The organism is Kitasatospora sp. NPDC088346, from assembly GCF_044740765.1.
GTDB lineage: Bacteria > Actinomycetota > Actinomycetes > Streptomycetales > Streptomycetaceae > Kitasatospora.
Genome location: NZ_JBIURH010000019.1, coordinates 12391 through 23487, shown reverse-complemented (window position 1 = coordinate 23487; position 11097 = coordinate 12391). Strand labels below are relative to the sequence as shown.

At 74.8% G+C, this 11097-nt stretch carries 7 protein-coding genes; 2 read left to right on the top strand and 5 right to left on the bottom strand.

Annotation, left to right across the window (positions count from 1 at the left end; all coding sequences use genetic code 11):
• Window positions 1-49: 49 nt before the first annotated feature.
• Window positions 50-2713 carry a PKD domain-containing protein gene (locus ACIOFR_RS23455; RefSeq protein ID WP_401000324.1) on the top strand — a complete coding sequence of 888 codons (2664 nt, stop codon included), beginning with the start codon at window positions 50-52 and terminating at the stop codon, window positions 2711-2713.
• A 139-nt stretch (window positions 2714-2852) separates the two neighbouring features.
• Complete coding sequence (locus ACIOFR_RS23450) at window positions 2853-5546, top strand: PKD domain-containing protein (protein WP_401000322.1); 2694 nt, start codon at window positions 2853-2855, stop codon at window positions 5544-5546.
• Between the two features lie 54 nt (window positions 5547-5600).
• On the opposite strand, the gene ACIOFR_RS23445 is transcribed toward ACIOFR_RS23450, so the two are convergent.
• From ACIOFR_RS23445 to ACIOFR_RS23425, 5 genes are read right to left on the bottom strand one after another with little or no spacing between them, the layout of a single operon-like run.
• Window positions 5601-6413, bottom strand: a complete 813-nt coding sequence (locus ACIOFR_RS23445; protein WP_401000320.1) for a DUF1295 domain-containing protein — start codon at window positions 6411-6413, stop codon at window positions 5601-5603.
• Window positions 6410-7675, bottom strand: coding sequence for a class I SAM-dependent methyltransferase (locus ACIOFR_RS23440; protein WP_401000318.1), 1266 nt, complete (start codon window positions 7673-7675; stop codon window positions 6410-6412). The genes ACIOFR_RS23445 and ACIOFR_RS23440 overlap by 4 nt, the downstream gene beginning before the upstream one ends.
• Window positions 7672-8961, bottom strand: coding sequence for a class I SAM-dependent methyltransferase (locus tag ACIOFR_RS23435; RefSeq protein ID WP_401000316.1), 1290 nt, complete (start codon window positions 8959-8961; stop codon window positions 7672-7674). Before ACIOFR_RS23435 ends, ACIOFR_RS23440 begins: the two co-directional genes overlap by 4 nt.
• On the bottom strand, window positions 8958-9722 hold the full coding sequence (locus tag ACIOFR_RS23430; protein ID WP_401000314.1) for a DUF1365 domain-containing protein: 765 nt from the start codon (window positions 9720-9722) through the stop codon (window positions 8958-8960). The genes ACIOFR_RS23435 and ACIOFR_RS23430 overlap by 4 nt, the downstream gene beginning before the upstream one ends.
• On the bottom strand, window positions 9719-11044 hold the full coding sequence (locus tag ACIOFR_RS23425) for an NAD(P)/FAD-dependent oxidoreductase (RefSeq protein WP_401000312.1): 1326 nt from the start codon (window positions 11042-11044) through the stop codon (window positions 9719-9721). The genes ACIOFR_RS23430 and ACIOFR_RS23425 overlap by 4 nt, the downstream gene beginning before the upstream one ends.
• Window positions 11045-11097 lie beyond the last annotated feature (53 nt).

The window sequence follows — 11097 nt, the reverse complement described above, 5'->3', positions numbered from 1 at the left end:
ACCACCACGGCGTCTGTCGTGGACTCAGCACCCGGACGGAAGCACCACGTTGCCCATACGCCGTACCCTCGGCCTGACCGCCGCAGTGGCCACCGCCCTGCTGGCCGGCCCGGTCCCCGCCTTCGCCGCCCCCGCCACCACCCTCTACGTGGACGGCGTCCGGAGCCACTGTTCCGACAGCGGCCAGGGCACCCAGGCCGTGCCCTTCTGCACCGTGGCCGCCGCCGCGGCCGTGGTGGTGCCCGGCCAGACCGTGCAGCTGGCGCCCGGGCGGGTCTTCGAGGAGCAGGTGCGGCTGACCCGGTCCGGCACGCCCGACCAGCCGATCACCTTCGTCGGCGGGCTTCCCGGCCGGGACGACTCGGCCGTCGTGGGCACCGCCACCGGGGCCTTCGTGCTGAGCGGCGTGCACGACGTGGTGCTGCGGCAGATCGTCCTGCGCGGCGACGGCGACCGGGTGGCCGTCGAGGACTCCAGCCGGGTCACCGTCGACGGGACCCCCTCGGACGGCTACAACGGCACCGGCACGATCCGGATCTCCGGTCAGAGCGACCACGTGACGGTCAGCCGCAACCACTTCCACGACGACCACGGGGTCACCGTCGAGGCGGGCGTCCGCGACACGGTGATCACCACCAACGACTTCGCCCGGACCCGCCGCGCCGTCCTCGCCACCGACGCCCCCGGCGTGGTGGCCGTCCACAACACCGTCGCGTTCTCCTGCGGCCCCGGCATCGCCCTGGAGGGCGCCTCCACCGGGGCCGTCGTCGAGAACAACGTGCTGAGCGGCCACAACGAGCGCGACCTCACCATGGGCGCCGGGCCGGACTGCGGCCCGGAGGGCGGCCCCGGCAGCGCGGAGGTCTCCGTCGCGGCCGGCTCCACCGCCGGCACCACGGTCGACCACAACGTCGTCCACCCCCGCCCCGGGGCCGCCGTGTACAGCTGGTCCGGCACCGCGTACGCGACGCCCGCGGCGTTCAACGCCGCCACCGGCCAGGGCCGCCACGACGTCGACCAGGACGTCGAGTTCGAGCTCGCCGGCCAGCCGATGACCGACCGGCTGACCGACCAGGCGCTCGCCGCGATCGACTCCGCCGATCCGTCGGCCCCCGGGGCACTGCCCACCGACCTGACGGGCACGGCGGCGCTGGACAGCCCGCTGGTAGCCCACTCCGGCACGGTCGGCTTCCGTGACCGCGGCGCCTACGAGCTCCAGGGGCTGCGGAGCGTCTCCCTCCGGGCGGGCGGCGCCACCGTCCCCACCCCGACGGGCCCGGCGCCGTTCACCGCGCGCCTCGTCGCCGAGCCGGTCAACGCCTGGCCCACCAAGCTCGGTTACCGCTACGACTTCGGCGACGGCAGCACCCCCCTGGTGACCACCGCGACCACGGTCGACCACGTCTACACCACGGTCGGCGTCTACAAGCCGACCGTCACCGTGACCGACGACCTCGGTGGACGAGTGGTCGGCGACCCGCTCGTCCCGGGGATCGCCGTCAACGCGGACGGACCGCTGCGGCCCACCCTCACCGCCGTCCCGGGCACCACACAGCTCAGCGTGCAGGTCAACGCGGCCGCCGACGGCAGCCCCTGGCAGGTCAGCGGCTACACCACGGACTTCGGTGACGGAACCACCGCCACCGGCGCCTCCGGCTACCACGTCTACGCCCGTCCCGGCACGTACACCGTGACGGTGACGGCGAGGGACGAGGCCGGGCGGACGGCGTCGACGAGCCAGGGCTTCACCGCCGAGTACGACGACCACCACAAGGACCTGCTCACCGGTGAGCGGGTCGACGTGCTGGCCGGCACCTCGGGCAGCGGCATCTTCGCCGGGCAGCTGAACTACACCCGCGGCACCCGGCAGCCGTTCGCCGGACTGGCGGACCTGGAGGCCGACCACACCGTCAAGAACACGCCGTCGATGGCGGCGGCCTACACCGCCAACGGCGACCTGCACGCCGTCCGGGCCCTCGGGAACTCCGTCCAGGTCGCCGACTGGCGCCCGTCCGACCTGCACTGGCAGTCGCCGTGGGCGACGATCCCGCGCACCTCGCCGTTCGGGAACCAGACCGTCACCGAGGTCGCCGCCGCCACCATCGGTGACAAGCTGCACGTCCTCGCCCTCGCCGGCGGCCGGATCTACCAGGTCACCTACGACTTCGGCATCCACAGCCTGTCCGAGTGGGCGGAGGTCACGGCCGCCACCGACCTGCGGTTCCCGGTCACCCGGATCGCCGCCGCCACCACCGGCAACAGCCTGCACGTGGCCGCCCTCGGCACCGACGGTCACCTGCGGATCGCCGACGGCAACTACGACCGCGGCACCTGGTCCAACGGCGACCTCACCGCCTACCGGGGCGGCCCGAGCGGTGTCACCCAGCTCTCGGCGGCCTCGATCGGCGGCTCGTTCCACCTGCTCGCCCTGGCCGGCGGCAGCATCCACCAGGCGACCGCCGACTACACCGCCGGCACCTGGACGAACTGGGCGAACGTCTCCGACGCCACCGGCCTCGGCGGCTCGGTCACCCGGCTGAGCGCCGCCACCACGGGCAACACCCTCCACCTGTACGGCGTCAGCAACGGCCACGTCCACAACGCGAACGGCGACTACACCGCCGGCCGCTGGTCCGCCTGGAGCGACGTCTCCTCGCCCGACGCCCACACCTCCCTCGCACCCGTCACCACCGTCGCCGCCGCCGGCCGCTGACGGCCGCTGACGGCCGCTGACGGCCCGCGCCACCCACGGCGCCGTCCGGACCGGATCCGGACGGCGCCGACCGCCCGGCGGACAGCGGAGCACAGCTGCCGAGCGACCCGCCCTCACCTTCCCCGGAGGAAGACCTCCCGTGCGCATTCGCCGCGCCCTCGGCCTCTCGGCCGCCGTCGCCACCACCGTGCTGGGCGTCCCCGCTCCCGCGCAGGCGGACTCCCCGGCCACGCTGTACGTCGACACCGACGCCACCCGCTGCTCCGACACCGGTCCGGGCAGCTCGGCCGAGCCGTTCTGCCACATCGCCACGGCCGCGGCACTGGTCGAACCCGGCCAGACCGTACGGGTGGCCGGGAACAGGCAGTACCGGGAGGAGGTCCACCTGACCCGCTCCGGCACCCCCGCCAAGCCGATCACCTTCGTCGGCGGCACCGGCACGCAGGGCCCGCTGCCCCTCGTGGGCGCGACCGGCCGGGCGTTCGTCCTCTCCGGTGTGCACGACGTCGTCGTCCAGGGGTTCAACCTGCGCGGCACGTCGGAAGCGGTCGCGGTGACCGCATCCAGCCGTGTCACGCTCGACGGGAACCAGTTCGGCGCCGGGGACCCGGCGGTCCGGGTGTCCGGGCCCGGCGACCACGTGACGGTCAGCCGCAACCGCTTCCACCGATCCGGCGGTGTCACCGTCGAGGGCGGCGCCCGCGACACCCTGGTGACCACCAACGACCTCTCCCGGACGCTGGGCGGGGTGCGGGTCACCGACGCGTCGGGGCCGGTCGTCGTGCACAACACGGTCGCCTTCGTCTGCGGCCCGAGCGTCGTGCTGGACGGTGCCTCCGCCGGCGCCGTGGTGGCGAACAACGTCCTCACGGGGCACAACGCCGACTCGCTCGCCGTCGGCGTCGCGCCGGCCTGCGGGGCCGAGCAGGACGGGACCGAGGTCTCCGTCTCGGCGGGTTCCACCACCGGCAGCACGGTGGACCACAACGTCGTCCACCCGTTCCCGAACGCCTCCGCGTACACCTGGGCCGGCACGGCCTACCGGTCGCCGAAGGACTTCGCCGGCGCGACCGGCCAGGGCGCCCACGACGTCGACCAGGACATCGCCTTCGACACCAAGGCCCTCCCGACGGCCAACGTGGTCACCGAGGCCGCCACGGCGGCCGTCGACGCGGCCGACCCGGCGGCGCCCGGCGCGCTGCCGACCGACCTCCTGGGCACACCCCCGCTGGACGATCCGCTGCTCCCCAACGCCCCCGGCAGCACCGGCCGGGACCGCGGTGCCTACGAGCTGAAGGGGCTGAGGAGCGTCACCGCGGTGTCCTCCGGCGCCCAGGTCCCCAGTCCTCGCGGCCCGGCGCCGTTCACCGCCCGGGTGACCCCCACGGCCGTCAACGCCTGGCCCACCAAGCTCACCTACACCTACGACTTCGGGGACGGGACGCCGGCCCTGGTGACCGGACAGGCCACCGCCGACCACGCCTACGCCTCCCCCGGGGTGTACCGGCCGACGGTCGTCGCCACCGACGAGCTCGGCGCCCGGGTGAGCGGTTCGTCCTCCGCCGTCACCGTGGGCACGCCGGGTCCGCTGGTCCCGTCGCTGGTCGTCAACCCGAACGGGCCGCTGTCCTACACGGTCGACACCGGTGGCAGCACCGGCCCGTGGGCGGTCAACGGCTGGAAGGTGGACTTCGGCGACGGCACGGCGGTCGTCCCGGGCGCCTCACCGGCGCACACCTACGCCGCGCCCGGCCGGTACACCATCACGCTGACCGAGACCGACGAGGGCGGTCGCACGGCGTCCGTCGGCCAGGTGCTCGACGTCGACTACGACCGCATGCACAAGGACCAGATCAGCGGTGAGCGCGTCCGGGTGATCGCCGGACTCGACGACGCGCTCTCCGACAACCAGGTCAACTACACCAGCGGCACCTGGTACCGGATGAACGCCCTCACCTGGCTGAACACCACCCTCGGGTTCGACCGGACCACCCGGCTGGCCGCCGCCTACACCCGCAACGGGGACCTGCACGCGGTGCGCAGCACGGCGTCGGGGTGGATCCAGCTCGCCGAGTGGCAGGCGGGCACCTTCGAGTGGCGGCCGTGGGAGAACATCATCCGCAGCGGGCCGACGGGCACCGCGCTCGCCACCCCCGGCGGCAACCTGTCGGTCGACCAGGTGGCGGCGACCAGCATCGGCAACACCCTGCACGTGGTGGCGCTGGCCGGCGGGCGGGTCTTCGAGGCCACCCGCGACTACGACACCGGGACCTGGAGCGGGTGGGGCGAGATCAGCGCCGAGGCCCACCTGCCGGGCCCGGTCACGCGGATCGCGGCCTCGGCCGTCGGCAACGCCCTGCACGTGGCGGCGCTCGGCGCCGACGGCCACCTGCGGATCGCGGACGGCGACTACACCCGCGGCACGTGGAGCAGCGGTGACCTGACCGCGTACCGCGGCGGGCCGGGCGGCGTCACCGAGCTGGCCACGGCCACGATCGGCAGCAGGTTCCACGTGCTGGCCGTGTCGGGCGGGCGGGTCCAGCAGATCACCGGCGACTACGCCGGCGGCGACTGGAACACCTGGGCCGACGTGTCGGCGGCGACCGGGCTGGGCGGCTCGGTCAGCCGGATCTCCGCCGCCGCCACCGGCAACACCCTGCACCTGTACGCCGTCACGGGCGGCGCGAGCGGGACGAACAGCGGCGGCGTGTACAGCGCCGACGGTGACTACACCCGGGGCACCTGGTCGTCCTGGGCCGACATCACGGCGCCGGAGCGGACCGGGCCGATGGGCGGCGGAACGGTCTTCACGGTGGCGGCCGCGGGTCGGTGATCCCCGGCCGGTCCAGGTGCCCGCCGCCCCCGTCCGGGGCGGCGGGCACGGTCGTCAGCCGGCCCGGGAGGGGCCGCGCCGCGGCGGCAGCGGGAAGAAGCCGCTGGTGCGGGCGGCGTACGCGGCCCAGCCGGGTTTGCTCTCCCTCATCTGCCGTTCCAGCAGGGGTTTTCCGCTGCCGTAGGCGAGCAGCCAGGTCATCAGGAGCACGCTGGGCAGGAAGGCCCAGCCGATCGGGTCCTGGGCGGCGAACAGGAACAGGCCCCACCAGACGCAGGCGTCGCCGAAGTAGTTGGGGTGGCGGGTGTAGCGCCACAGGCCGCGGTCCATCACCCGGCCCCGGTTCGTCGGGTCGGCCTTGAAGCGGGCCAGCTGCCGGTCCCCGACCGCCTCGAAGAACAGGCCGACCGCCCACAGCACGGTGCCGGCCCAGGCCGCCGGTCCGAGCCGGTCCGGCAGGTACTGGGCGGCCTGGACGGGCAGCGAGACGAACCACAGGATCCCGGCCTGGAGCAGGTACACCTTGCGCAGCGCGTACCACCGCTCGCCGCCCGCCGGCGCCTCGGCCAGCATCGCCGCGTAGCGCGGATCCTCGGGGGCGCCGCGGGAGCGCCGGGCGATGTGGGCGGACAGCCGGACGGCCCAGATCACCACCAGCACGGTGACCAGGGCGCGGCGCCCGGCGTCGCCGTGGCCGGCCGACAGGCCGTAGCCGTCCAGCGCGACCGCGGCGAAGCCGAGGCCCCAGGCGATGTCGACGCCGCGGTGCCGGCCGGTGCGCAGGCCGACCGCGAAGGCGGCGACCAGCACGGCGAGCGCCGCGGCCAAGGTGGCCGCGAGGTTGACCGCGAAGGCTACGCCGTTCACCCGTACCACTGCGCGGGCGTGGCGGGGACGGCCGCCGAGCCGTCGGGGGTCGGGCGGACGGCGAGGATCTGATCGACGCCCATCCGGCGCTGCCCGAACGCCTGCGAGCTGCCGACCAGGTAGAGCCGCCAGAGCCGGAAGGTCGGGACGCCGACCAGCGCGACGAACTCCTCCCGGTGTTCCTCCAGGGTGCGCCGCCAGGCGTCGATGGTGCGGGTGTAGTGCTCGCGCAGGGCCTCGACCTGGCGGACCTCCAGCCCGGCGTCCTCCAGCTGGGCGACCGTCTCGCCGACCGGCCGCATGTGCATGTCCGGGGCGATGTACGTCTCGATGAAGGCGCCGCCGCCGGGGGTGCCTCGGCCGCGCGACATCTGCTGCACCAGCAGCCGGCCCTCGGGCCGCAGCAGCGCGAACAGCCGGGCGGCGAAGGCCGGGTACTCGCGGTCGCCGACGTGCTCGCCCATCTCGACGCAGCTGATCGCGTCGAAGGCGCCGTCGGCGAGCTCACGGTAGTCCTGGAGCCGGACGTCGATCCGGTCCGCGAGACCGGCCTCGGCGGCCAGCGACTCGGCGAAGCGGTGCTGCTGCCGCGAGAGGGTCACCGCGGTGACCCGCACCCCGTGGTGCCGGGCGGCGTGGACGGCGAGGGCGCCCCAGCCGCAGCCGACGTCGAGCAGCCGCATGCCGGGGCGCAGGCCGAGCTTGCGGCAGATCAGGTCGAACTTGGCGGCCTGCGCCTCGGCGAGGGTGGTGGCCTCCGGTGTCCAGTAGGCGCAGGAGTAGGCCATGGCCGGCCCGAGCAGCAGTTCGTAGAACTCGTTGGAGAGGTCGTAGTGGTGGCTGATCACGGCCCGGTCGCGGGCCCGGCTGTGCCGTTCGCCGCGGACGGCGGCGCGGGTGGCGGGCGCGGGCGGTCGGGGGCCGAGGACGCCGAGGCGGCCGGCTGCGGTGAGCAGCCGGGGCCAGTCCCGGGGGGCGGGGCGGACGGTGACGTGTCCGGCCAGCATCCGGCGGATCCGGGCGAGGCCGGTGGCGAGGTCCCCCTCGACGTCGAGGTCGCCGCTGATGTAGGCGTCGGCGAGGCCGAGTTCGCCGGGCTGCCAGATCAGGCGCCGCAGCGCGCGGCGGTTGTGCAGGATGACGGTGGGCGCGTCGGTGGGCCCGGCGGTCGAGCCGTCCCAGGCGCGCAGCCGGAACGGCAGCGGGCTGCCGAGCAGTTCACCGATGAGCGGGGCGAGCCGGGCGGCCGCGGCGGGGTTCATCGGGTGGCCCCCTCACGGGTCAGCAGGAGGTGCTGGACGTCCAGGTAGCCGGTGCGGAAGCCGGCCTCGGAGTACGCCAGGTACAGCTCCCACATGCGGCGGAACACCTGGTCGAAGCCGAGGTCGGCGACCTCGTCGGCACGTTCGGTGAAGCGTTCGCGCCACAGCCGCAGGGTCTCGGCGTAGTGCGGGCCGTAGGGCCGGCAGTGCGTCAGGCGCAGGCCGGTGTAGCGGTCGGCGGTCTGGGCGATGGCCCGGACGGAGGGGATCAGGCCACCGGGGAAGATGTACTTGAGGATCCAGGTGTAGGTCTCGCTGCTGGCGAGCATCCGTTCGTGCGGCATGGTGATGGCCTGCAGGGCGGCCCGGCCGCCGGGGGCGAGCACCCGGTCGATGGTGCTGAAGTAGGCGGGCCAGAACGGCCGTCCGACCGCCTCGATCATCTCCACGCTGACCACGGCGTCGTACTCGCCCTCGGCGGCGCGGTAGTCGCACAGCCGGACCTCGGCCCGGTCGCTCTGGCCGGCGTCGGCGATCCGCTGCCGGGCGAGGGCGAGTTGCTCCTCGGAGAGGGTCAGGCTGACCACCCGGGCGCCGCGGGCGGCGGCCCGGAGGGCGAGTTCGCCCCAGCCGGTGCCGATCTCCAGCACCCGGCTGCCCCGGCCGACCCGGGCGAGGTCGAGCAGGTGGTCGATCTTCCGGTGCTGGGCCGCGGGCAGGGTGTCCCAGTCGGCCGAGGGGAGGCCGCTGGGGCCGGTGGGGAAGACCGCCGAGGAGTAGGTCATGGTCGGGTCGAGGAAGAGCGCGAACAGCTCGTTGGAGAGGTCGTAGTGGCGGCTGATGTTGCGCCGGGAGTTGGCGGTGGAGGGCAGCTCGTCCTCGGGCTGGCGCTGCACGTAGAGTCGGCGCAGCCACTGGGCGCCGGTCGGCACCAGGGTCTCGGGGGCGGTGGCGAGTTCGGTGAGCAGGCCGACCAGGTCGGGTGAGTCCCAGTCGCCGGCCTGGTAGGACTCGCCGAAGCCGATCAGTCCGGTGGCGCCGACCCGGTGGAAGAAGGCGTCCGGCCGGTTCAGGGTGAGCACGGGCGCGCCCGGGCCGGCCGGTACCAGCACGCCCCCGCCGGGCAGTTCGACCCGCAGGCCGCGGCGGCGGGCGACCCGGCGCAGCAGGCGTTCGGCCACGGCGGCGCGCAGCGGGACGTCGGGGACGCGGGCGACGTCGGGCCAGCGCAGGGCGTCGACCTGGTCCGGCCGGTGGTGGACGGGTCGGAAGGCTTGCTGGGTCACGGGAGGGGTACCTCTTCCTGGGCCGGGGGCCGGGCGGCGGGACGGGGCTGGACGGGCAGGCCGCGCAGCAGCAGCCGGATGCCCTGGTAGCGGATGTGCAGGGAGACGGCGACGGTGGAGAAGGGGTGCCGCAGGAGGGCGCGCAGCAGGGCGGCGGGCCCGGCGGGGGTGCGGGTGGCGTGCACGGTGGCGGTGAACGGGCGGCCGCCGGCGCGCTCCAGGTGGATCGTCAGGTCGAGCCGCTCGGCGGGCCGGGGCAGACGCATCCGGTAGCCGCCGTCGACCGGGAAGAACGGCGAGACGTAGAACTCCTTGGGGGTGGCGGCCCGGCCGTCCGGGTCGGGGTGCAGCAGGTAGCGGTGGTGGCCGCCGTAGGTGTTGTGCACCTCGGCGACGGTGCAGGCGGGGCGGCCGTCGGGGGTGTGGCACCAGTAGACGGTGATCGGGTTGAAGACGTGGCCGAGCGAGCGGGCCTGGGTGAGCATCAGGACCCGGCCGCCACCGAGGTCGACGCCTTCGCCGGCGAGGTAGCGGTCGAGGTTCTGGCGCAGGGTGAGCCGGGGGTCACCGGGGTGGTCGGCGGCCCGGAACCGGGCCAGCGGGCGCAGCGGGGCGGGCAGCCTGGGCAGGGCGTCCAGGTCGACCAGCCAGAGCAGGCCGCGGTGGCGGAAGGCGTGCCGCAGCGGTGCGGTCCGGACGTGGGTGGTGGTGGTCTCGTACAGCGCCGCTCCCCACGGTCCGGGCAGGGCGGCGGGGGTCACGGCGCGGTCACCCCGGCGAGGGCCTCGGCGGCGGCGAGGCCGGAGCGGCAGCCGTCCTCGTGGAAGCCCCAGCCGTGGTAGGCCCCGGCGAACGCGGTGCGGCCGGTGTTGAGTTCGGGCAGGCGGCGCTGGGCGGCGAGAGCCTGCTGGGTGTAGATGGGGTGGCGGTAGACGGTGCGGGAGAGCACGTGTTCGTCGTCGATCGGCCTGGCCGGGTCCTCGTTGAGGGTGACCAGGTAGTCCTCGGCGGTGTCCAGGCCGAGCAGCCGGTTGAGGTGGTAGCTGACCTGGACCTGGTCGGCGGCTCCGGTGCAGTCGGGCATCCGGTAGTTCCAGGAGGCGCGGGCCCGGACGGCGCGGGGCAGGTGGGAGGCGTCGCGGTGCAGCACGGTGGGGTTGCGGGAGTAGTGGATGGCGCCGAGCACCTCGCGTTCGGCGGCGCTGGGGTTGGCGAGCAGGGCGAGGGCCTGGTCGGGGTGGGTGGCGACGACGACGGCGTCGGCCTCGGTGCGCCGGCCGTCCTCGGTGATCACCTGGGCGCCGTCGGGGTGCCGGAAGACCGCGCGGACGGGGGCGCCGCGGTGAACGGCGGTCAGCCGTTCGGCGATCTTCGCCACGTAGCCGCGGGAGCCGCCGACCACCGTGCGCCAGGTGGGCGAGCCGGTGACGCTGAGCATCCCGTGGTTGTCGAGGAAGGCGAACAGGTAGCGGGCCGGGTAGTCGCCGGCCAGGTCCGGCGCGCAGGACCAGACCGCGGAGACCACCGGCGTCATGAAGTGGCTGACGAAGTACGGGGAGAAGCCGTTGGCGGCGAGGAACTCGCGCAGCGTCGGGTCGCCGGCCGCCGGGTCGGCGAGCAGCCGCCGGGCCCGGCGGTGGAAGACCGGGACCTCGGTGAGCATCCGCAGGTAGCGGCCGCGCAGCGGCGCGGTGGGCTGGGCGAGGAGCCCGGCCGGGCCGCGGGAGCCCGCGTACTCCAGCCCGCAGCCGTCGCACCGCACCGACATGCTCATCTCGCTCTCGCGGGTCTGGACCCCGAGGTCGGCGAACAGTCGCACCAGGTTGGGGTAGGTGCGGCGGTTGTGCACCAGGAATCCGGTGTCCAGCGGGACGGTCCGGCCGTCGGCGCCGACCGCCTCCTGGGTGTGGGCGTGGCCGCCGAGCCGGTCGTCCGCCTCGAACAGCTCGACCTCGGCGCCGCCGCTCTGGAGCCGGTACGCGGCGGTGAGCCCGGCGACGCCGCTGCCGATCACGGCGATCCGGCGCGGCCCGCCGGCCCGGCGGCCGGCCGGGATCCAGGCTGCTCGGGCAGTCTGCGGCATGGTCACGTGCACCCCTGTCGATCCGGACCGGGCCCGTACGGGCCCGGTCCTGC

Coding starts and splice junctions, on each gene's coding strand:
- ACIOFR_RS23440 (WP_401000318.1), bottom strand. CDS start 7,675: ATGAACCCCGCCGCGGCCGCCCGGCTCGCCCCGCTCATCGGTGAACTG.
- ACIOFR_RS23425 (WP_401000312.1), bottom strand. CDS start 11,044: ATGCCGCAGACTGCCCGAGCAGCCTGGATCCCGGCCGGCCGCCGGGCC.